23 protein-coding genes are annotated in these 22,934 nt (G+C 48.8%); 5 read left to right on the top strand and 18 right to left on the bottom strand.

Annotation, left to right across the window (positions count from 1 at the left end; genetic code table 11):
* Nucleotides 1–9: 9 nt before the first annotated feature.
* Both AC506A_RS11175 and AC506A_RS11180 read left to right on the top strand, forming a co-directional pair.
* Nucleotides 10–459, top strand: a complete 450-nt coding sequence (locus AC506A_RS11175; RefSeq protein WP_495461089.1) for a GNAT family N-acetyltransferase — start codon at nt 10–12, stop codon at nt 457–459.
* 54 nt (nt 460–513) lie between these two features.
* Complete coding sequence (locus tag AC506A_RS11180) at nt 514–1,644, top strand: YheC/YheD family endospore coat-associated protein (RefSeq protein WP_495461090.1); 1,131 nt, start codon at nt 514–516, stop codon at nt 1,642–1,644.
* Nucleotides 1,645–2,051: 407 nt separating this feature from the next.
* Here the strand turns inward: AC506A_RS11180 and AC506A_RS11185 are convergent, their stop codons facing one another.
* The 12 genes from AC506A_RS11185 to moaA all read right to left on the bottom strand — a co-directional run bounded on the left by AC506A_RS11185 (nt 2,052) and on the right by moaA (nt 13,441).
* A complete protein-coding gene (locus AC506A_RS11185; protein ID WP_495461091.1) occupies nt 2,052–2,732 on the bottom strand; it encodes an HAD family hydrolase in 681 nt (226 codons plus the stop codon).
* Nucleotides 2,733–2,801: 69 nt separating this feature from the next.
* Nucleotides 2,802–3,875, bottom strand: coding sequence for a phosphodiester glycosidase family protein (locus tag AC506A_RS11190; protein WP_495461092.1), 1,074 nt, complete (start codon nt 3,873–3,875; stop codon nt 2,802–2,804).
* Nucleotides 3,876–4,183: 308 nt separating this feature from the next.
* Complete coding sequence (locus tag AC506A_RS11195) at nt 4,184–4,753, bottom strand: manganese catalase family protein (RefSeq protein WP_091220806.1); 570 nt, start codon at nt 4,751–4,753, stop codon at nt 4,184–4,186.
* 40 nt (nt 4,754–4,793) lie between these two features.
* A complete protein-coding gene (locus AC506A_RS11200; protein WP_495461093.1) occupies nt 4,794–5,057 on the bottom strand; it encodes a spore coat protein CotJB in 264 nt (87 codons plus the stop codon).
* The gene (locus AC506A_RS11205; protein ID WP_495461879.1) at nt 5,050–5,274 is read right to left on the bottom strand and encodes a spore coat associated protein CotJA; all 225 of its coding nucleotides are present in this window, start codon (nt 5,272–5,274) and stop codon (nt 5,050–5,052) included. The genes AC506A_RS11200 and AC506A_RS11205 overlap by 8 nt, the downstream gene beginning before the upstream one ends.
* 214 nt (nt 5,275–5,488) lie before the next feature.
* Nucleotides 5,489–6,844: a hemolysin family protein gene (locus AC506A_RS11210; RefSeq protein WP_495461094.1), complete on the bottom strand. Its 1,356-nt coding sequence runs from the start codon at nt 6,842–6,844 to the stop codon at nt 5,489–5,491.
* 46 nt (nt 6,845–6,890) lie between these two features.
* Complete coding sequence (gene yfkAB / locus AC506A_RS11215; protein ID WP_495461095.1) at nt 6,891–8,027, bottom strand: radical SAM/CxCxxxxC motif protein YfkAB; 1,137 nt, start codon at nt 8,025–8,027, stop codon at nt 6,891–6,893.
* Between the two features lie 171 nt (nt 8,028–8,198).
* Nucleotides 8,199–9,308: an HD-GYP domain-containing protein gene (locus AC506A_RS11220; RefSeq protein ID WP_495461096.1), complete on the bottom strand. Its 1,110-nt coding sequence runs from the start codon at nt 9,306–9,308 to the stop codon at nt 8,199–8,201.
* 235 nt (nt 9,309–9,543) lie between these two features.
* Entirely contained in the window at nt 9,544–10,389 is an 846-nt protein-coding gene (locus AC506A_RS11225; RefSeq protein WP_495461097.1) for an undecaprenyl-diphosphate phosphatase, read from the bottom strand.
* A 56-nt stretch (nt 10,390–10,445) separates the two neighbouring features.
* Entirely contained in the window at nt 10,446–11,903 is a 1,458-nt protein-coding gene (locus AC506A_RS11230; protein WP_495461098.1) for a bifunctional metallophosphatase/5'-nucleotidase, read from the bottom strand.
* 22 nt (nt 11,904–11,925) lie between these two features.
* Entirely contained in the window at nt 11,926–12,408 is a 483-nt protein-coding gene (locus tag AC506A_RS11235; RefSeq protein ID WP_495461099.1) for a hypothetical protein, read from the bottom strand.
* Nucleotides 12,409–12,439: 31 nt separating this feature from the next.
* Entirely contained in the window at nt 12,440–13,441 is a 1,002-nt protein-coding gene (moaA, locus tag AC506A_RS11240; protein WP_495461100.1) for a GTP 3',8-cyclase MoaA, read from the bottom strand.
* Between the two features lie 111 nt (nt 13,442–13,552).
* Between moaA and AC506A_RS11245 the strand changes: the two genes are divergently transcribed.
* Together AC506A_RS11245 and AC506A_RS11250 are read left to right on the top strand one after the other, a co-directional pair.
* Nucleotides 13,553–14,290, top strand: a complete 738-nt coding sequence (locus AC506A_RS11245) for a molybdenum cofactor biosynthesis protein (RefSeq protein ID WP_495461101.1) — start codon at nt 13,553–13,555, stop codon at nt 14,288–14,290.
* 151 nt (nt 14,291–14,441) lie between these two features.
* On the top strand, nt 14,442–15,494 hold the full coding sequence (locus AC506A_RS11250) for an HD-GYP domain-containing protein (protein WP_495461102.1): 1,053 nt from the start codon (nt 14,442–14,444) through the stop codon (nt 15,492–15,494).
* A 70-nt stretch (nt 15,495–15,564) separates the two neighbouring features.
* On the opposite strand, the gene sufB is transcribed toward AC506A_RS11250, so the two are convergent.
* The 6 genes from sufB to AC506A_RS11280 all read right to left on the bottom strand — a co-directional run bounded on the left by sufB (nt 15,565) and on the right by AC506A_RS11280 (nt 21,536).
* Nucleotides 15,565–16,962 carry a Fe-S cluster assembly protein SufB gene (gene sufB / locus AC506A_RS11255; protein ID WP_495461103.1) on the bottom strand — a complete coding sequence of 466 codons (1,398 nt, stop codon included), beginning with the start codon at nt 16,960–16,962 and terminating at the stop codon, nt 15,565–15,567.
* A 35-nt stretch (nt 16,963–16,997) separates the two neighbouring features.
* Nucleotides 16,998–17,423 (bottom strand): Fe-S cluster assembly sulfur transfer protein SufU, encoded by a 426-nt coding sequence (gene sufU, locus AC506A_RS11260; protein ID WP_495461104.1) that lies wholly within the window; start codon nt 17,421–17,423, stop codon nt 16,998–17,000.
* Nucleotides 17,410–18,636 (bottom strand): cysteine desulfurase, encoded by a 1,227-nt coding sequence (locus AC506A_RS11265; RefSeq protein WP_495461105.1) that lies wholly within the window; start codon nt 18,634–18,636, stop codon nt 17,410–17,412. The genes sufU and AC506A_RS11265 overlap by 14 nt, the downstream gene beginning before the upstream one ends.
* Nucleotides 18,633–19,940, bottom strand: a complete 1,308-nt coding sequence (sufD, locus tag AC506A_RS11270; RefSeq protein ID WP_495461106.1) for a Fe-S cluster assembly protein SufD — start codon at nt 19,938–19,940, stop codon at nt 18,633–18,635. Before sufD ends, AC506A_RS11265 begins: the two co-directional genes overlap by 4 nt.
* A 20-nt stretch (nt 19,941–19,960) precedes the next feature.
* A complete protein-coding gene (gene sufC, locus AC506A_RS11275) occupies nt 19,961–20,740 on the bottom strand; it encodes a Fe-S cluster assembly ATPase SufC (RefSeq protein WP_495461107.1) in 780 nt (259 codons plus the stop codon).
* Nucleotides 20,741–20,936: 196 nt separating this feature from the next.
* Nucleotides 20,937–21,536: a DUF1802 family protein gene (locus tag AC506A_RS11280; RefSeq protein ID WP_495461108.1), complete on the bottom strand. Its 600-nt coding sequence runs from the start codon at nt 21,534–21,536 to the stop codon at nt 20,937–20,939.
* 157 nt (nt 21,537–21,693) lie between these two features.
* On the opposite strand from AC506A_RS11280, the gene mtnK reads away from it, so the two are divergent.
* Nucleotides 21,694–22,917, top strand: a complete 1,224-nt coding sequence (gene mtnK, locus AC506A_RS11285) for an S-methyl-5-thioribose kinase (protein ID WP_495461109.1) — start codon at nt 21,694–21,696, stop codon at nt 22,915–22,917.
* Nucleotides 22,918–22,934: the final 17 nt, after the last annotated feature.

The raw sequence follows: 22,934 nt of genomic DNA on the forward strand, positions 1-22,934 counted from the left end.
TGATTTGCCGTGCAGGTAAAACTGCTAACACCGTCCCAATGGGCATCTGCGAAGGAGAAAGTTACCCGCTTCTTATACCGGTATGGCGACGATCGCATCACGAATGCAGCCTTGGTTGAGCTGCGGGAGCTTCCCGCGGCGCAGCTGGCCTGCAGCCGCGCCGGAGAGGCTTCTGCTGCGATTGCGCTGGCGATCTCAAGCAGCGGCAAGCTGGCTGCGTGCGCATTTGCTGCCGAGGGCGGCGAACGCGCATGCTTCGTCGTCGTTTCCCCGGAGTTCCGCGGGCAAGGCGCAGGAAGTGCGCTGCTGAAGGCGCTCAGTCAACGCATGGGCTCGCTTACTTGCACCGTCGCCTCCGATAATCCATCCAGCATGGCTATGTGCTTCCGCGCCGGTATGAAGGCCGTGAGCCTGCATACCGGTCCAACCGGCAAGCCGACCCTGCGATTTGAGAGTTAACTACCACCGATTCCCATCGGTTCTTCACCGCAAACCCTTTTAGGAGGAGTCCCTATGGTTCAGCCGGTTCTCGGCATCCTGACGCTCTATTTGAACGATAACGGATGGCTCGAGGAGAAACCGATCTACCAACGCATGACGCTGGCCGGCAAGAAGCTTGGTCTTGAAGTATTTGTGTTTACACCGGCAGACGTCAATTATTCAGATAACCGGATTCATGCTCATATTTATGACACAGTCTCTCAAAGCTGGACGCGCAAATGGCGCTCTTTTCCCCATATGATCTATGATCGCTGCCGCATTCAGCGCAGCCATCGCTTTGTTCAGCTCAGTCATTTCCGCAAGAAATACGGCCACTTGACCTTCCTAAACAGGGTGCTTCGCAACAAGTGGACGGTGTACCGCACGATGCGCAAGGAAGATGACTTCGTCCCCCATCTCCCAATGACAAGGCTATATGAGAATCCTAGCGATCTAACGGAAATGATCCGCAAGTATCCTCTCATTTATCTAAAGCCGATCAACGGAACCGGGGGCCGCGGTATACTTCGCATTGAGAAGCAGCAAGGCGGCGAATATTTAATCCAAGGCAGAGATCAAGAGCGGCGAATCGTCCGTCCACAGCGAGCTTCACTCTCTAACATTCAAGGCCGGCTGGCTTCGTGGGATTTGAAAGGAAACCGTTATCTCGTGCAGCAAGGGATCCAGCTCAAGCTGCCGAACGGCCGCGTACATGATTACCGGATGCTTGTGCAGAAGAATGGAAGCGGCGAATGGGAAGTAACCGGCTGCGCCGGACGAATCGGGGCTTCTGGCAGCATTACCTCCAACCTGCACGGCGGCGGTCAAGCCATCAAGATGCAGTCGCTGCTCAGCGACTGGATTAAGAATGAGGAAACCGCTACTGACATTCGCCTGAAGGCCGAAGATTTAGGCGTGAAGATCGCGGCTTTTCTGGAGGAGTCCTATGGGCGACTATGTGAGCTGGCGCTTGATCTTGCCATCGATCGAAGAGGACAGATATGGCTGCTTGAGGTGAATCCGAAGCCGGCTCGCGAAGTATTCATGCAAGCAGGAGAACGCGAAACGTATAAGCAAGCCATCATAAGGCCGCTGGAGTATGCCGTTTGGCTTTACGAACAGAAGAAACGGCGCAAAGAGAAGCAGGTGCCTTCGCTGGATTAAGCCTTTCTCACCCAGCAAGAAGCTAACAAGGAGCAACGATGGTTGCTCTGCGAGCAGGTCCCATCCAGCTTTCGCTATAACCACTTTTCGTAAACCCATCTTAGAGAGGTAAAGTTACCTCTCTAAGGACTACATACAACGCTTCCCCCAATTAGAGTTACCAGATTCCTCTTATTGCAAGCCACTCTCGCTATCCTGCTAGAGTGTGCAGTAACAATGTGTGAACGAAGTTTCCCATCAATGTGCGGTATCCACTACCTCTCTTCGCTCTCCATCCCTCGCTTTCCCACCACTGTCCGGCAACTCCTCCGCAGCCGTTCCCTAGCCCCGTTCATCTAACCTGTTTACCATACAAAAAAGGCCGCCTCAAAAGTCGCCTTGCACACTTTTGAGACAGCCCATTCTTTCTACACCTGCGTTAACGTGAGCAACTCACGGAAGTCAGATATCAGCGCATCCGCTCCCTGAAGCTCTTCCTTACGGCCATACACGGCATAGGCGCAGCCAACGACGCCAAGCCCATTGCCTTTGCCTGCTTCCACATCGGAGGAACGATCACCGACCATCCAAGCGGACTTCACACTATGATCTTCCATGAGCCGAGCAACGAGATGGATCTTCGATGCAGTTCCATACTCTCCGGCACTGTACAAACCATCAAACAAAGGAGCGATCCCTTTGTAGCGGGCAACCTCTTTCACATAACGTTCCAATCCGTTGCTGGCTACGAACAGTTTGAAGCCTTGCTCCTTGAGTGAGTGCAGCGTCTCCGCGACATGCGGATAGAGCTCGCCTTCTCCAGCTTCCAAGCCTTCCAGTTCATATTGGAGCAGCAGCTCATCAGCCCGTCGCTGAGCAGCCTCAGTACCGTCCGGCATCACTTTGCGCCAGATATCCTCCAGCAGCATGCCAAGGCAGCTCAGCAGCTTCTCTACAGGCGGAGTGGGCTGCATATACAAACCCTCTGTCCGCAGCGTTTCGAAGATACGCTCATGCACATGTATGAGCAGCGTATCTGTTTCAAACAATGTACCATCCATATCAAATATAATGGCCTCTGGCCGCGCCAATGTAACGTTGCTCTGCAAGAAGAAATCCCCTTTTCGCATTATTGCCCTTTATCATACTGGAAAAGAAGACCGGCGCGCAACCTGCATTTACCATTTGCCGGGATCTATGTCTTTCGGGCCAAGTCCATCCCATACATTCGCAATGTTCGCTTGCTCTGGATGCTCGAACACCAGAAAGGCCGTTGGCAAATATCTGCCCTCGCTGCTCTTAGTCGACGGTTTGTTGACGACATGACCATCGTTAACGAGCACAGTGGACGAACCTCCGTCTAAATTGGCTGCAATGACAGCTCCACGCTCCAGCATAATTTGCTGCACATCATAGAGATTTGCTCCAATACTATGTCCAGGCTGTCTTCCGTCAATGACCACGAAAAGGATGGCTCCATCTTCTCTCTGTCCCATGGCCGTCCTAGGTGCGATTCCCCAGCCGTCTGCCGCATTCTTGATGAGTCCCTTGCCATTCACAATAATGCGGGGCTGGAACGTCACGGCTTCCTGCACGCCCATTTGCTCCAGCTCAGAGAGTGAATAGCGTCCTGCTACCATTTTGCCATCGCGAGCCAGCCCCACGACTTGCGTCGTTTTCGATTTGCCCAAATCATCATAGAACAGTTTCCCGCCAGACATGACGATGCCAATCGGCTGAAAGCCATTCCCCTGCCAATTCGGATCGGCAAAGCCCCCGCCATTAACGCCTGCTATCGCTCCGGTTCGCTCCACCATGCTCCGTACACGCTCACCACGGCCTTGTTTCGATGGAACGCCGATTCGGATTTTCGTCGGATCATTCACGGTCATTACATACCCACTATAGCCTGTACCCGATATCTCCTCGATTTCAACCAGCGGCTTTACTTCCGGCTGCGCGATGGCAGGTAAGGCTGTTTCGACCGGCTGCGGCTGCAGCTGCGGATGTATTTCGTGTGTATCTCGTTCTTCTCCCATTGCATTAAAGCGCTGCTGATATTGCTGTACACGCACATCCAGCTCATGCTGTCCGATAATGTACTTCGCCCAATGCCTGTGCTGCGTAGTAATCAGCGTATCTGCCATCAGATAGCGAAAGTTGCTGCCGGACGGTGTCAGAAGCAGCCACCCAATTCCGGTAATGCCAAGCATCAGAAGGATGATCCCGCCTATGGTCATCACGCGGACCATTCTTTTCCATCGCCTTCTAAAACCATGGTTGGTCGTCGCTTGGTGCTGTAGTGGAGTTTCAGAACGTTTCTTAGATGCCTCTCTCGTTGTCGGTACATTCGATTGTATGTCCATCCTCCGCCTCGCTTTTCCCAGACTTCAAACACATTGTAACTTGTAAACGCGAGGCGGAATATAAAAGTTTCAGTCGAAAGAAGATTTTGACAAAACTAGTTAAATTTCGTCAAAAATCGCTTATGAAAAATGAAAAAAGCCAGCTCCGCGTGAGGGCCAGCTTCGTACTCGTACTCAGTTTGAACGCGATCGTATTAGAACACTTTCTTCGTGCTCTGATCGGCTTTGATCATCTCGACCGCTTCTTTGAAGCGCATTGCATGCACAATTTCACGCTCACGCAGAAATTTGAGACCATCTTGTAAATCCACGTCATCGGTCATATCGATAATCCATTGGTACGTCGCGCGAGCCTTCTCTTCAGCTGCGATATCCTCATACAAATCAGCAAGCGGATCTCCCTTCGTCGCTATGTAGGCTGCCGTCCACGGCACACCCGAGGCGTTGCTATAGAAAAGGCCGTTATCGTGATTTACATAACTTGGAGCAAGTCCCGCTTCTTCAAGCTGCTTCGGTGTCGCATCTTTCGTAAGTTTATAGATCATGGTAGCAATCATTTCCAAATGAGCGAATTCCTCCGTACCAATATCCGTAAGCAGGCCGATCACTTTGTTAGGAATAGAGTACCGCTGATTTAAATACCGCAGCGCCGCTGACAGCTCACCATCGGCTCCGCCGTACTGCTCGATCAGATAGCCGGCCACCTTGGGATCACATTTGCTGACCCGAACGGGGTACTGGAGCTTCTTCTCATAAATCCACATGGAATCTCCTCCTCTCCACTCTACACCTGCAAGTCGGCTCTTACACTTGCCATGGCCACGGGCATTCAACCCACTGCCATGGATATTTGGAGTAGCTGTGTCCGAATTGCATAAGCGGTCCATACTGCATTTCGAATTGCAAGGCGCATTGCTGACGCTGCTGTGCCAACTGATTGAACTGCTGAAGCGCCTGCAGATCATTAGGATGCGTATCGAGATATAGTGTCAGCTCTACTAAGGCAAAATCAAGCTGCTGCAGCTCAAGCAGCTTCTGATAATAATTTTCGTCCAGCTGCTTATTCATCCTGCTGCCCCCTCATACTGCTTCTCGCCTCATAAGGACCATATAATGCCGGCCAAAGCGTCCCCAATTTTAGTGCATCTGCCAGCGAGAATTGCGGTAAATTCATGGGCTGGTAGGGAATAAATTCATTCGGCGGTACGTAGTAGGATTTCACATATTTAGGCGGGCAAGGATCGAACGGACCTACGAAGGGGTACCAATCTCGTGTTGGCTTCATCGCATTCACCTGCATTCCTCCTAGTAATCGAATATAATCGGAACGGAGCAGTAACAAAATTCCATTTCTAATCATATGACATTCGCCCAGTAAATGTTCCTGTAGAATTGATGAATATCACATTTTTGATTTCCCGGGGAATAGTACGGGCAGACAAAGAAAAAGGCTGACGCCTCAATCATCCATGATGATCGAAGCGCCAGCCTCTACTTACTTATTCCGTTTCATCCTGCTGCTCTTGCCCCTGTGTTTGTTCGGTTTGCTTCTTCACTCGGTAGATGAATACACGCAGCACTCGCAATCGTTCACTTTCCGCCACTTCAAAAGCGTAATCATCCACGATAATCTTCTTGCCTTTATCCGGATTACCCTCCAACTGCGTGAAGAGCCAGCCGCCGATCGAATCGACGTCCTCATCCTCAATATCTAAGTTAAACATATCGTTGATTTCTTCAATCAGCGTCCGACCGTCTACGGAGGTGATATCCCCTTTAACGACAATGTTAGGCTGTTGATTATCAAATTCATCATGAATTTCGCCGACAATTTCCTCCAGAATACTCTCTGTCGTCAACATACCGGCAGTTCCTCCATACTCATCCACAACGATAGCCAGCTGTGAATGCTTGCGCTGCATCAGCTTCAATACATGGCTGATTTCCATCGATTCCGGCACATTGAGTATAGGGCGGAGATATTTTTGGATGGATTGCTCCTCATCCGGGTCGGATGTGAGTAAATCCGTAATATGCACAAATCCGATGAGTTGATCCTTATCCTCCACACAAACCGGATAACGAGTATGTTTGGTGGCGTAGACGATCTTCATGTTCTCTTCGTAGGAGTGATCCGCATATAGACAGTCCATATCTGTCCTTGGCAGCATGACCTCGCGAGCAAGCCTGTCACTGAATTCGAAAATATTATCAAACAGACGAAGTTCATCCTTGTCGATAATACCGCTCTTGGCGCTCTGATTCATCAGAATGCGAATTTCTTCCTCCGTATGTGCCGAATCATGTTCGCTGGCAGGCTGAACGCCAAACAATCGCAGTAACCGATTTGCTGATCCGTTGAGCAGCCAAATGACAGGCAAGAACATCTTGTAGAAGATCAGCAGCGGCATCGAAAGCCATAATGAAGTTTCTTCTGATTTCTGAATAGCCAACGATTTAGGCGCAAGTTCTCCAAGTACGATGTGCAGAAAGGTAATGACGAGAAATCCAATAATAATCGAAACCGTATGTACGAGCGTCTCATCGGTCAAGCCGAATTTGAAAAACAACGGTTCAACGATAAGATCAGAAATTGCCGGCTCTCCTACCCAACCAAGGCCAAGAGAAGCTAATGTAATACCGAATTGCGTTGCTGACAAGTATGCATCGAGCTTTTTGTTTACTGTCAGCGCGTATTTAGCCCTCTTATGCCCTTCGTTTGACAGCTGAGTCAATCTCGATGAACGGACCTTAACCAGGGAGAACTCCGCCGCTACGAAAAAACCGTTCAACAATACAAGAATAAGGACTACACTTAAATTCAACAGAATTCGGCCTGCTTCAAATTCATGCAAAGGCTTCGTCCGCTCCTCTCATCGGCATATCGCCGCTCTATCTATATTATAGGATGGCTTGTCGAGCTCCAAAGTCGACATCCCGGTAATACATATCTTTCACGAGCAGGTTTGGTCCGCAGCATGAGGCTGCTGGGCAGTGACAATCTACGCTGCGCGCAAGCGGATGCGCAAGCCATTGGCCGAACAGATCATCCAATCGATCCGTTCCTATATTGCCAAACGCCGGAACATCAGAGAAATCGGTTACGAACACATCGCCTGTAAATAAATTCACATTCAAACGATTGCGGCCGTCAGGATCGTTGCGTACCGTTACGAGCGGCGCTGCCGCCAATCTCGCTAGCAGGTCGCGATCTTCCTTTTGTTCATTACAGTGGTAGAACGGCAGCGTGCCGAAGAGCATCCATACAGACGGGTCCCGGCTGTCCAGCAAGGAAGTAATGGCATCTCGCATCTGCTGCTGCGAAATGACAGGCAGATCCGCTGCAAATGCGCTAGGATACATAGGATGAACCTCATGACGCTTGCAGCCCATTTCAAGGATCATCTTGTGGATCTCAGGCATTTTATTATAAGTCCGGAAATTGATCATCGACTCTGCCGATACGAATAGTCCGCCGTCACTTAGTCGTCTTGCATTATCAATCATGCGATCATACATACGTGCAGCCGTTTCCTTCAAAACAGGATGCCCGCTTTTGGCGAAGCCTATTTGGTGAAAATCATCGCTGCTCGTGTAGTTAAATGAGATGTGCATCACATCCAGATAAGGCGCGATCGCTTCGTACCTGCCATAGTCCAATGTGACATTGGAGTTAATTTGCGAGGATACACCGCGACTGCGTGCATATTTCAGCAGCGGAATCATATAGTCTTTCACTGCTTTCGCGGAGAATGTCGGTTCACCGCCTGTAATGCTGATCGTCTTCAGATGCTCGACTTCATCCAATCTGCGCAGCAGCGTATCGAGCGGCAGTTTCTCAGGCTCAGCCATCACTAATGTGTCGCCAACAGCACAATGCTCGCAACGCATGTTGCATAAGTTCGATAGTGTCATCTCAACGCTCGTCAGCACATGCTGACCATGCTCGCGCAGGGAAAGAATCGGATCCCACGGATCTTTCGCGGGAGTGAATAATAACTTTGAATCCGGTTGTACAAAAGGTATAGCATTCTGCATTTGTGTCAGCACCTTACTTTGTCATGATATTCGCACGCTCTTAAATAGCTTTCTTTTATTGTAATGTCCGAAGTCGCTCGTTGCAAACACAATGGGTGAAAAAACGAAAAGGAGCCTGCTCGGCTCCCCGGACTACCATATTGAATTGGGTTGCTGGAGCAAGTACGCGCCTCAGTAAGCCTCTGCAAAAGGTTGATCTTCATTCACGCCTACAATCATCGTCGTTAACTGCTTCGATAAGTCAACCTCGTAAGGCACCTTAAGCTCCTCGCCGAGTTCGTTGTTCAGGATACGAACAACAGGCCGATGCGGGCAGGAAGCATTGATATCTACGACGACACCGCTCTCTCCGGAATGAAACTTCACGGTAATGCCGAGTGGGTAAATCGCCACTTTATCACGGAACAACTGAAGCATCCGCTGCTCGTATAACGTTCCGGTACCGGCGTAAAGTGATTCTACTGCTTCATGCGGCAGCAGCGGATTACGATAAATCCGAGTTGTCGTCATTGCATCATAAGAATCGACAAGTCCAATCCACTTCGCATAGTCGTGAATCTCGTTTCCTTTAATGCCGCGCGGATAACCGCTCCCATCCAGCCGCTCATGATGTTGGTAGGCACAATGGGCAGCAAGCAGCGGGATATTCGGCTCATCCTTTAATAGATAATAACCGCGTTCCGCATGCCGCTTCATTTCTTCGTACTCATCTCTGGACAGAGAGCCTTGCTTCTTGAGAATGTTCGTGCTGATTTGCGTCTTGCCTATGTCATGCAGCATGGCGCCAAGTCCAAGCGTCATCAGCTCGTCCCTGGAATAACCATGCGCGATGCCAAGCAAAGTTGTATAGACCGATACATTCAGCGAATGCTGGAACAAATAATCATCCACGATGCCCATGTTCATGAGCATGATCATAGCATCCTTCTGATCCGTCAAATCATCGATAACCATCGTCATTATTTGTTTGAATGATTTCGCTATATATGGATAAGTTACGCCGCTCTTCCGGTTAGGACGATCCATTAAATCCCGGAAATTCGTCCTAATTTCGCTTAGCGCCCTATGTCTCGTTTCTTCACTAATTATATCGGGAATGACCAGATCAACTGTCCGCGGATCCTGAATATAGACAAAATGCACGCCGCATTCATAGAGGCGGGTTATCAATTTTGCCGATAATTCGACATTCTCCCCAAGTAGGACTAGTCCATCCTCGGAATATATCTTTTTAGCTAGTCTCATGCCCGGCCGGCACATCTGTGTGGGCAATAATCGCATCGTATCGACTCCTGCCTTGCATCTATTTTCCTAAATTGTAGGCTAGGTAAGAAGAAATGCTATGCCGTACAGTGTCGGCTTGGTATGTTTCTTCCCTGAAAAATACTAGTGAAAGTTCGATTAAAATCCGAAACTTACTAGAATTTCACAAAACCTCGTAATGTTACTGTAAGGGATTTGAGAAAAAAGAGCAATAACCGATTCGCCAAATATCGACATATTCATGTTATTTTTCTTAGCTCATCACAAACAGCCAGAACAAAGCCGCCAATACAAAACGGTAAATAGCGAAGTGAGTCAATCTTACCTTCTGAATGAAGCGCAGGAACAACACGATGACAAGCCATGCAACGACGAAGGAAACGAGGAAACCTACAATAAAGAACATTAAATTGTCGCCCTCAATAAACTTGTAGTTGTCGAGCATTTCATAGCCGGTAGCTGCGACCATAATCGGAATTGCCATGAGAAACGAGAAGTCTGCTGCTGCTTTATAGCTTGTTCCTGTCAGCATTCCGCCGGCGATCGTAGAACCCGAACGGGAGAAACCCGGCCATAGCGACAAACATTGCAACAACCCTATACCGAAAGCTTGCTTATAAGAAATGTCGTCCATCGTTTCCGAAACGACTTTGATTGTGCGCGTCTTCTGCAGTCTCTCAGCAGCGATCATGTAGATCCCGCCGACGACGAGTGAAATCAAGACCGGCGTCTGATTGAAGCCTTCTCCTTTAATGACATCTTTGAGCAGTAATGCAAGCAGCATGGCAGGCACGATACCAAGCGCAACGTGGATCAAGTTCAATTTGCGAGGCTTGAGTCTTCCTGAGGAAAGTGAGCCTATCGATTGCGATTTGCGCGATAGGCCAAACAAATCGAGAATGCGATCCCTATAAACAATGGCCATTGCTAATATAGCACCTAACTGAATGACAATTTCAAACGTAACGATCGCCTGATCATCCGATGCAATCCCAAGCAGCTTATTAGTCAAAATCATATGGCCCGACGACGATACGGGCAGAAACTCGGTTAACCCTTCAACAATTCCTAAAATAATCGCGTGAATAATATCTCCCATTAGATCCTCCTAAGCATTTTGCAGAAACGATTCTTTCTAAGCCTAAACTAGTCGTTTCATTCGTAATTGAATTCATCTACGATCCAGCGCTGCCGAAAACTCTCCGTAATCGCCGCTTTATCGAGCAGCTCATGTTCCAGCACATCGCGTAGAAATTCGGGCAAGTAATAGGTAACGTCTGTGCCGTATTTGATTTTCTCATAACCGGCACCAAAGGTAAACATATCGATCGTCCCAACAATGTAGACCCCATCATCCCGTAAAGGATGACCATTCACTACAATGGACGAGATTTTGTTGTAATTCGTCCGCTCCGGCGAATAATGGATCTCGAGTCCATCTACGGCAAGCGTACCGAGGACAAGCCCGCGGAAACCGAACCCACGGATCGGTTTATCCACATATTCGCGTTGGAGCGCCTCCTCAAGCGACAAGCGGATTTCAGTGCCGGTCAACTTCATCCGGCATGGATTTATCGGTGATGGGCAGAGGGCATGCAAATCGCCAGCCGTCACTTCTCCTGCGGCGAGGCCGCTGAGCAGCTGCCCCGTATTGACGATGCCAATCTCCGCATCGGCTTTACGCCGCAGGCCGGCGGCGAGCAAATTGCCGAGCGGCGTTTCATGCTCGCTACTAGCAGGCATAGGTTCGTCCAGTATAGTTATGACTCGGCTGAGACGTTGTCTGCTATCCGCTTTAAAGCCGTCGATTAGTTCGGTCGCCTCAGGCTGTTGGTCCCGCTTCTCCATCGGTACACAGATCGCACGAATGATCGGTCGATTCGTTGCGGCCTCCATCCTAATCTCCACATGCCCCACATATTCACCGAATTTTCCAGCCGCACAGAGAGACGTCTCCCCAATCACTTCCGGCACCTCAAATAAATGATGGGTATGGCCGCCTAGAATAAGGTCGATGCCTGAAATTTGAGCAGCCATTTGGCGATCCAGCATAATGCCGACATGCGACATCACTACTAACACATCCACCTGAGACCGAAGTACTTCGACTTGCTCCGCCACGGCCTCCAGTGGATCAGTGGCATTCCATCCAAGAAGCTTATAAAATTCAGCGAAAGCAGCCGTCACGCCAATGAGGCCGATGCGCAGCTTCCCTTTATGAATAATCGTGTTTGGAAGCAGCCATGACGGACGTTTACCATCCTCGAGCTGATAGAAATTGGCGCAGATCGTCTTAAAGGATGCTCGTGTTCCGTAAGCTTCCGATAACTGCTCCGGTGTAAAAGTCAGCCCTTCATTGTTGCCAATCGTTACAACTTCATAGCCTGCAGCATTCAGCAAATCAATGTTAGCTAAGCCGTCGCTTGCTTCCGTTTCCACACGCATCCGGTCCATATGATCGCCGATATCAAGGGTAAGTACATGCTCAGCCCCGTATATACGCCGTGTTTCCTCGATATATGCAGCCATCTTGGCCGCTTGCTCCAAACGACTGTGAATGTCATTACTATGTAGCAAAACGACATCAGGTGCATCCGTTGCCTTTTCTATCATGCTTGCCTCCCGGTTGCAAGGACTACCGCTTTAATCGCATCTCTTCTGCCGAGAAGGTTTGCTTAAAGCCGTAGGATACTTCCCCGCGTTTCTCTTCGTCATGGATGAACTTGCATACGAAAACGCTTTTTACATTTAAGCATTCGCTTGAACCATGGGGCACATACAGTCGAATCGGTCCGCCTTTAGGCAGCGGCGCTTCATCGATGGCGTACTGCACTGCAGCATCCTTTAGTTGCTCCCAAGGAATAAGGGCTTCAAACGTATCGACGGCTTCAACTTTCAGATGAGTTGGAAGCGGCGCATCAGCGGCAATCCCTTGCCTGATGCACCAAGCTTCGAACCATGCTCCGAAATCGAACGCTTCCCCGGCACCGCCGGCGATTCGACTTGATAACGGAAAGCTTGCGCCTGCCAATTGAGCCATTTCATCAGCTGTCATGTTAACAGGCTCTTGTCCTGTGTATGTGATGATAATCGAAGTATTCCCCGATTGAACGGTCATGCCAATCCCTCTCTTTTCCCCGAAAATAATATTATCCGCCGATCTGCGACATCCGTCTTCCGGTAGGTTCATGGCTTTGTGCTTCATTCGAAAGCTTCGCAGCCATTTCATGATTAAGCGGTTTAATCGCCATCGCCTTGCTAAACAGCTCAAGCATCTTCTCCGCATCGCCAAGGGCAGGCTTAACATTCAATTCATCTACCCAGTATAAGCAAGGATGAATATGACCGTCAGCGGTCAACCTTAGACGATTGCATCTTGAGCAGAATTGGTCACTCACAGGATGGATAAGTCCGAAGGAGCCTTTGCCGCCTTCAATCCGGTAGTCATCGGATGGCCCATTTCCCTGCACATCGTGAATCTGCGAAATATTCAAGCCATTCTCCTCAGCGATTTCCAGGACGCGTGTAAGGGGTAAATAATGATTTCTCCAATTGTCATCGGCATGTCCAATCGGCATATATTCAATAAATCGCACATGAAGCGGTTGGTCGTAAGCCATGCGCAGAAATGCCGCAATCTCATCTTCATTAATGCCTTTAAGCAGCACGCAATTGAGCTTGATTGGAGCAAAACCGACTTGAGCCGCGACTTCTATGCCTTTCAAAACACGCTTCAAATCACCGCGCCTTGCAATAAATTGAAAACGAGCGGGATCGAGCGTATCCAAACTGATATTTACACGATTAACGCCAGCTTCGCGAAGTGCCTCTGCTTGATCAGCGAGTAGAACGCCGTTTGTCGTCATTGAAATGTCTTTAATGCCCGGAATGGCTGCAAGCTGTCGCACCAAACCTGCTAGGCCAGGGCGGACGAGTGGCTCTCCACCGGTTATTCGCAGCTTCGAAATGCCTAAGCTTGCACCAGCACGCACGACCTCGGTGATTTGATCATAACTAAGTAAATTCTCCGCAGGTTCAAACTGTACACCTTCCTCAGGCATGCAGTATAGGCAGCGTAAATTGCAACGATCCGTAACGGAAATGCGCAAATAATCATGCACGCGTCCAAATCGATCTGTTAATGCGGTCATTTTCCGCTCACCTCCTCGGTTCCCCAGTCTATGCCTCTAGCATAACATTTTTGGACACATTATGGTATGCTATGGAGACCATTAACATTACGATTGCGAGAGGTTAAACCTATGTCTGTAAAATGGAATATCCACCTGTTTGCTGGTTTGTCCGAGCGTTTTGGCGGAGCTGTTATCACGCTTGAGCTGGATCAATCCGAGCTCACCGTGCAGCAATTAAAGCAGGAGCTGATCACTCGTTACCCAACCGATGCTTCGTTGATTACGATTTCTTTCATGGCGTGCAATCAGGCTTACGCCTCAGATGAGCAGCTTCTTCAGGCTCGTGATGAACTTGCGCTGCTCCCTCCTGTATCAGGCGGGGAAGCGGAACAAGGTGCAGTCGAGACCGAAGCAGCGCTTGCTGATCGCTATGTAGTAACAGACCAACCGCTGTCGGTAGAAGCGATTACAGCGCTTGTCATCGTGCCTAATAACGGTGCTGCGCTTACATTCACCGGTACGACTCGGGAATGGACGCACGGCGCGCGTACCATTCGCCTCGAATATGAAGCGTACATCCCTATGGCCGTTAAGACTTTGCAGCAAATCGGCGAGGAAATCGAATCTCGCTGGCCTGGCGCCATGGTTGCTATCGCACACCGGATCGGTGTTGTTGAAATAGCCGAGATCAGCGTCGTCATTGCCGTCTCTGCCCCACATCGCGGCGACTGTTATGATGCAAGCCGATACGCAATCGAACGATTGAAACAAATTGTCCCGATCTGGAAACGAGAAATTTGGGAAGACGGTTCCGAATGGAAAGGACATCAGCTAGGTCCGTGGAACCCCGTCACACCATTAGAGTAGGTTTTTAATTACTTTTTTAGTAAGTTTTTAGGAGATAATTACAGGGTATAAAGTACTGTTTTTTTTGTACTCTCATTGCCAATTCTGCATTTTATTGCTACCATGGTCTTATCATTGCTTAGCCTAATTGATAAGTCATTCGAGGTGAATTATGCGGATTCATGTGACAGAGCTTAGAGACGGAGATAAATTAAGTAACGATACATTTAATAGCTACGGATTACATGTACTCTCTGAAGGAACTGAGCTATACGCCAGAGAAATTTCAAAACTATTTCAGCATCAAATTGAATATGTCGATATTTTCTCTAGGAAACAAGAGGAATCGGCTAGAACGATAGAATCAGGGATTAATCCCAAGTGGATTCCTACTGTACAACCTATTTACCAAGATGCTGTGAATGGTTATGAACAGTTGTTTCTTGATGCGATGGAGAACGGCAAAATTATCGAGGATGACGTCGTACATACGTTTCAACCGCTGGTAGACAATTTCAGAATGGAACGCGACGTCGTCTCTATGCTGCTTCTGCTTAATACGAAGGATGATTACACGTATCAGCATTCCGTTCAAGTCGGAATGCTTTCTTACTACTTGTCCTCTTGGCTAGGTTATTCCGAGAAAGAAGCGGTCAAGATCGGACAAGCCGGTTTCCTCCATGATATCGGCAAATGCCAAATCACAGACGGAATACTTAATAAACCCGGCAAACTCTCTGATGACGAGTTTGAATTGATTAAGAAACATACGATTTACGGGCATCAAATTATTAGAGATTCGTTCGGCGAGTCGCTCGCCGCAACTGTAGCCCTGCAGCATCACGAACGAATTGACGGTACAGGATATCCGAACCGCTTACATGGCGATGACCTCCATCCCGTCTCCAAAATCGTTGCAGTTTCCGATGTGTACAGTGCAATGATTTCCTCACGGGTCTACCAGAAGAAGCGTGACCTGCTCTTCGTTCTGAAAGAACTCTACCGAATGAGCTACACGGAGTTGGATGCCTTTACGACACATACCTTTATCAAACACATGATTCCTAATTTTATCGGTAAGCAAGTCGAACTTGTATCCGGTGAAACGGGAACGATCATTATGACTCATCCATCCGAATTTTTCCGGCCCTTGGTTCGCATTGAAAATCGTTTCGTTGATCTTACCGTCATACGAAATCTTGAAGTCAAACAAGTATTCATGTAATTCATCAATCAACAAAAAACTCCGAACCTCTTCAAAGAGGATTCGGAGTTTTTATTATGCTTGAATTGTATTAACCGATAGAGCCTTCCATCTCAAACTTGATAAGACGGTTCATCTCAACCGCGTATTCCATCGGCAGCTCTTTCGTGAACGGTTCGATGAAGCCCATTACGATCATTTGTGTAGCTTCTGCTTCAGTAAGTCCGCGGCTCATCAGGTAGAACAACTGATCCTCGGAAACTTTGGAAACTGTCGCTTCATGCTCAAGCGTAATGTTGTCGTTCATGATTTCGTTGTACGGAATAGTATCCGACGTCGATTCATTATCGAGGATAAGCGTATCGCATTTGATATTCGCTTTGGAGCCTTCGGAGTTACGACCAAAGGATGCCAAACCGCGGTACGTTACTTTACCGCCGTGTTTACTGATCGACTTGGAAACGATCGTCGAAGTCGTATCCGGTGCCAGGTGAGTCATTTTCGCGCCTGCATCTTGATGCTGGCCTTTACCCGCTACTGCGATCGAAAGCACCATGCCTTTAGCGCCACGGCCTTTCAGAACGACTGCAGGGTATTTCATCGTCAGCTTGGAACCGATATTTCCGTCAACCCATTCCATTGTCGCGTTTTCTTCGGCAACGGCACGTTTCGTAACAAGGTTGTAAATATTCGGAGCCCAGTTCTGAATCGTCGTATAACGGCAGCGAGCGTTCTTGAGAACAAGAATCTCTACTACTGCGCTATGAAGCGAGTTCGTGCTGTAGATCGGTGCTGTACAGCCTTCAACGTAATGTACGAAGCTGTCTTCGTCCGCTACGATCAGTGTACGCTCGAATTGGCCCATGTTCTCGGAGTTGATACGGAAGTACGCTTGAAGCGGAATTTCGCATTTCACGCCTTTTGGAACATAGATGAAGCTGCCGCCGGACCATACCGCACTGTTCAGTGCTGCAAATTTGTTATCTGCCGGAGGAATGATCGTGCCGAAATATTGTCTGAAGATCTCTGGATATTCGCGAAGAGCCGTGTCTGTATCTGTGAAGATAACACCTTGCTTCTCCAGATCTTCTTGCATGCTGTGGTAAACAACCTCGGATTCGTACTGAGCGGATACCCCTGCAAGGAACTTCTGCTCTGCTTCAGGAATACCGAGCTTATCGAAGGTTTCTTTAATTTCCGTAGGAACCTCTTCCCACGTTTTGCCTTGCTTCTCGGAAGGACGAACATAGTACTGGATATCGTCGAAATCCAGATCATCCATGTTGCCGCCCCACTTAGGCATAGGCATTTTGTAAAACTGCTCCAGCGCCTTCAAACGGAACTCAAGCATCCATTCCGGCTCGTTCTTGATCTCCGAAATCGTACGAACGATCTCAGGAGTCAGACCTTTACCGGATGAGAAAATCGCTTTATGTTCATCGCGAAAACCATATTTATAATCTTCTAAATCAGGCATTTCTTTAGCCATCGTAATAGCCTCCTACCAAACGCGGTAACCGCGCTTTATTGTTTCTGATGTTCGATTCCTTTACGCAGCGCATTCCAAGAGAGCGTAGCGCATTTAATTCGAGCCGGGAATTTGCTTACGCCTGACAGAGCTTCGATATCTTCCAGCTCTTCAAACTCAGCCTCCCCGCCTTTGATAAAGGTGGAGAATCGCTCTGCAAGTGCAAGTGCTTCATCCGTTGTTCTGCCCGTCACAGCTTCGGTCATCATCGATGCCGAGGACATGCTGATCGAACAGCCTTCGCCGGTAAACTTCGCTTGTTTCACAATGCCATCTTCCACTTGCAGCTGCAGTGTAATGCGGTCGCCGCACGTTGGATTGTTCAAGTTAATGGTAAGTGCATCTTCGTCCAAGGTGCCGCGGTTACGCGGGTTTTTGTAATGATCCATAATGACACGGCGGTATAAATCATCCAATTCCATAACCGAAGAACTCCTTTGTTTGCTGGAGGCCGTCAACAAGCCTGTCAACGTCCTCTTCGGTATTGTATAGATAAAAGCTTGCTCTGGCTGTAGAAGAAACATTCAAATATCGCATGAGCGGCTGGCAGCAGTGGTGGCCTGCACGAACCGCAATCCCCTTCGTATCAAGCACAGTTGCTACGTCATGAGGATGGACATCATTCAAATTAAATGTGACTAGACCCGCACGATTATCGACAGGTCCGAATATCGATATGCCATCGATGGTGCTAAGACGCTCGTACGCGTAAGCAGCAAGCTTATGCTCGTGCTTCTCAATTTCATCCAAACCGATTTCAGTTAGGAAATCAATCGCTGCGCCAAGTCCGACCGCACCGGCAATAATCGGTGTGCCGCCTTCAAACTTCCAAGGCAGCTCCTTCCACGTGGAATCATGCAGATCCACATGATCGATCATTTCGCCGCCGAATTCGATCGGCTCCATCTCTTCAAGCAGCGCCTTCTTGCCATAGAGTGCACCAATACCTGTCGGCGCACACATCTTATGACCGGACAATGCGTAGAAGTCGCAATCCAGATCTCGTACATCCACCTTCATGTGAGGTGTGCTTTGCGCGCCGTCTACGACCATCTTAGCGCCATGACGATGTGCAATAGCTGTGATCTCTTTGATTGGATTTATGACGCCGAGTACGTTTGACACATACATGATCGAGACGATCTTCGTCCGATCCGTGATGGTCGCTTCCGCATTTGCCAGCGTTATGGATCCGTCTTTCTCAAGCGGAATATATTTGAGTGTCGCGCCGGTTGCTTTCGCGACTTGCTGCCAAGGAATCAAATTCGAGTGATGCTCCATTTGCGTGATGACAATTTCATCGCCTTCGCCGCAAACTGCTCTGGCATAGCTCGATGCTACTAAATTCAAAGCCGTGGTCGTTCCGCGGGTGAAAATAATTTCCTGAGTACTCGCCGCATTCAGAAACGCTGCAACTTTCTCGCGTGCGCCTTCGTATGCGTCCGTAGCGCGGGAGCCGAGTGTATGAACGCCGCGGTGCACGTTGGCGTTGTCCATCTCATAATACCGGCTAACAGCATCAATGACAGAACGCGGCTTCTGTGAAGTCGCCGCGCTGTCCAAATAAACGAGCGGATGGCCATTAATTTGTTGATCAAGGATCGGAAATTGCTCTCTGATCGCTTTTACATTCATCCTTCCAGCTTCCTTTCCAGCAGACGCTGGAGCTGTTCTCTGACCGCATCAATCGGAATTTCCGAAACGACAGGGGCCAAGAAACCGTGAATGATCAAACGCTCCGCATCTTTCTTCGAAATACCGCGGGACATCAAGTAGTACACCTGCTCCGGATTTACTTGTCCGACACTCGCCGCATGTCCGGCTTTAACATCGTCTTCGTCAATCAGCAGAATCGGGTTCGCATCGCCGCGTGCTTTCGGGCTTAGCATCAGCACTTTCTCCTGCTGCACCCCGTTAGACTTTGTTGCACCCTTCTCGATCTTCGTAATGCCGTTGATGATGGCAGTAGCTTGATCCTTCATCACTGCACGGGTAACCATGTTGCTTTCCGTGTTGCGTCCAAAATGAACGGCGCCGGTTGTTAGGCTCATCTGTTGTGAGTTCGTTCCGATGCTGATCACTTTGGCATCGGAGTTTGAACCGTTGCCTTTAAGAAGTGATTGCGTGTCCGAAAGCGTGTGACCGTCATGCAAGTCACCGATGACCCATTCGATATTGCCGTCATTCTCCACAACAGCGCGGCGAACAGTCAAGTCGATAACATTCGAAGACATATGATGAACCGTAGCGTAACGTACGTGCGCGCCGGGTTTAACGATCACTTCAATAATGGATTGCTTTGCAAGGGATGCAGCATTTTCGCCATATGCACTAACTACGTTATCTACATAGGTTACTCGGCTGTGGCTGTCTGCTACGACAAGGACGCGCGGAGCAAAAGTGGCACCTGCATCGTCGCTGAAGAACAGCGCCTGCAAAGGTAATTCGACTTCAACGTTCTTTGGTACATAGAGGAAAACCCCGCCGCTCCAAATCGCCGATTGAAGAGCTGTAAGCTTGTTCTCGTCTTGAGGTACAACGGTGTACAAATACTGTTGAACTAAGTCGCTATGTTCACGAACTGCTGTTTCCAGATCGGTGAAAATAACGCCTTTTGCTGAAAGCTCTGCCGCAAGATGGTGCAGCACGCTTGTGCTGTTGCGCTGAACGACCAAACCGGCCGGTGCACCAGCAACCAACTCTCCGATTGAGCCCGGAAGTTCGCTTACCGAAGTGATAGCGGGTTGCGATGTATGGTTACCGATCGCCGCTAGGTTCCAACGGCTGATGCGGACTTTTTCTGGATTGGGCCATTCCAGCGTTTCCGCCAGTTCAGCACCTTTAATTCTTGATTCTTCAAGCCACGCCGGCTCGCCTTTGCTCTGGGATAATGCAGAAACTGTCTGGCGGTTAACCGGAGCTCCTAATTGTGTACTCATTTCACTTGCTCCTCCTCCGATTAAACCTGTCCGACGGTTTCGTCTACGATGCCAAGTTCTTCTTTAACCCAGTCATAGCCTTCGTTTTCCAGACGCTCAGCAAGCTCAGGACCGCCGGATTTAACGATACGACCTTGCATCATAACGTGAACGAAGTCAGGTGTAATGTAGTTGAGAAGACGTTGGTAGTGAGTGATGATCAAGAAACCGCGCTCTTCGGAACGCATTGCGTTCACGCCGCTCGCCACGATTTTGAGTGCATCGATATCTAGACCGGAATCGATTTCGTCAAGAACGACGATCTTCGGATCCAGCATCATCATTTGAAGAATTTCGTTCCGTTTCTTCTCGCCGCCGGAGAAGCCTTCGTTCAGGTAACGGTGCATGAATTCCGGATTCATTTCAAGCTCTTTCATCTTGCCTTCCATTAGGCGGATGAATTTGATCAAGGAGATTTCCTTGCCTTCTTCACGGCGTGCGTTTATCGCGCTGCGCAGGAAGTCGGAATTCGTTACACCACTGATTTCGCTTGGGTATTGCATCGCCAGGAACAGACCAGCGCGTGCGCGCTCATCAACGCCCATTTCCAGCAGGTTCTCGCCGTTCAATTCGACTTCGCCTTCTGTCACTTCATATTTAGGATGACCCATGAGCGCCGAAGCCAGCGTACTTTTACCTGTACCGTTCGGTCCCATGATGGCATGAACTTCTCCACCTTTTATTTCAAGGTTGATGCCTTTTAAAATTTCTTTACCTTCGATGGCTGCTTTAAGACCATCGATCTTGAATTGTGTTGCCATGGTAAACTGCTCCCTCCAGATGGTTCGGACGTTTCTGCGCAAAACGAGTTTGCCTGCTAAAACACGGCGAAGCCGTTTTGCACTTATTGAAACAATTCCTCTTTTAGAATTATTCTAAATTGATTCTCAGTGATTCTCAATTATATTTTAGTATAGTTTTCATCTTAAATCAATGTTACTGCGCCTATAACCTAGCCTAGCTTGTACCCGATAGTCCCAGTGCTTCATGAATTTGACTTATTCTCTGATTAAATTCAGCATCCGACAGTACCGGCTGTGCGCCGATGACCGACAGATCGTCCGGAAGATTCACCCAAGATTTACAACCCGTGTAATGATCCTGCATAGGCAGTGTAAGCGGATTCTCAAGCTTACTTACACGAAGCAGCAATAGATGAAGCGGCTTGCTTCGTTTCCACTTCAACCTATCTTCGGCAAATGTTTCGGTCCAAATATGGAAATCCTCTAATTTGTTCAACGTTTCCTGATCGAAGATCTCAATATCTTCGACTGCTTCAGCCACCGCATTGATCTCGATCGTGGTCGCGCCGGGTTTCCATTCATCCATAATTTGGCGAACGTCGCCTTGGTAAGGCTCTTTCAAGAGCTCAGGTCTTTGATGCTCAAATGCAGGCATGAAGTAAAAACGAGGCGCCTTCAGCTGAAAATCTCTCGTTTCCTCCGCAATTCCGCCTTTGCGCAGCACCAAAATTTGTTTGCCTTCGGTCAATGCTTTTACCGCAACCGCCCATTCTTTGAGCGCGATCGGCTGCAATTGATCGGCCTTCATCAACATGTTAATCACCCTCGTTCCTTTACAATTACATGTATTATAGCAAAGCAAGGTATTCCAACGCGAAAAAAATTTCGCTATACTATATTTATTTGGGGTCAAACGTACGAACGAAGCGGCCCATAGGAAACATCAACTACATTCCGGAGGTGGGCAATTGATGTCTACATATCATCCATTGAGTGAAGCAGAAGCCATTGAAATAGCGCGAACAGTTGCAGGTGTTTTTGAACCAGGCGCGGAGCTGGTCAGCCGTGAAATCGGCGATGGCAATTTGAACTTAGTCTTTCATATCTCGGATCCGGCTACAGGCCGCAGCATTATTATGAAACAAGCACTCCCGTACGCTAAAGTTGTAGGTGAATCATGGCCGCTTACGCTTGACCGTGCACGTATCGAGAGCGAAGCGCTCATTCTCGAAGGTGAGCTTGCTCCCGGGCTGGTACCGAATGTCTATTTGTATGACAAAGACCTGGCTCTTACGATCATGGAGGATCTAAGTGATCATGTCATTATGCGTCAAGGGCTCATGAACAGCGGCCGCTATCCGTTGTTCGCTGAGCATATCTCCACATTCCTTGCACAGACGTTATTCTTCACTTCGGATCTTGGGCACAATCAACAAGAGAAGAAACTGCGCACCGCCAGCTTTATTAATCCGGAGCTGTGCAAAATTACGGAAGATCTTATTTTCGATCATCCTTATACGGATGCAGATACGAATAATTTCGCCCCTGCAATCCGGGATGAAGCTGAGGCACTGTGGAATGATGGCACGCTGCATCTAGAAGTCGCACTGCTTCGCGAGAAATTCCTAACGCATTCGCAAGCCTTACTGCATGGAGACTTGCACACGGGCAGTATTTTCATTACACCTGAGTCGACGAAAGTAATAGATCCGGAATTCGCTTATTATGGACCAATGGGCTTCGATATCGGCGCTGTCATTGCGAACTTGCTCCTGAACTTCGCTTCCCGTGAAGGCTGGGATAAGTCAACTGCAGAGCGCGAGGAATACCAAGCCTACTTACTGCAAACCGTCACGGATGTTTTAGAGAAATTCAAAGCGAAGTTCCTCACCCTGTGGAACGAACAAGGTGTTGACCGTCTGGCAGCTTCTGCTCCCGGCTACAAGGAAAACTACATGCAGCGCTTGCTTCAAGATACAGTCGGATTCGCAGGCTGCAAAATGGTCCGTCGGATCGTGGGTCTTGCCCACGTGGCGGATATCGATAAAATCCAAGATGACGCTGTTCGTGAACGTGCCCAGCGCCTAGCGCTTCGCATTGGAAAATCGCTAATTACATCGAATCGCAGCATCACTTCAATTAATCAGCTTATAGATGCCGTTCAAACTGCAGCGAATACCGCTGTTAAGGCATAAAGAAAGGAATCGATCAT

This window comes from Paenibacillus sp. N22P23 (assembly GCF_059383735.1).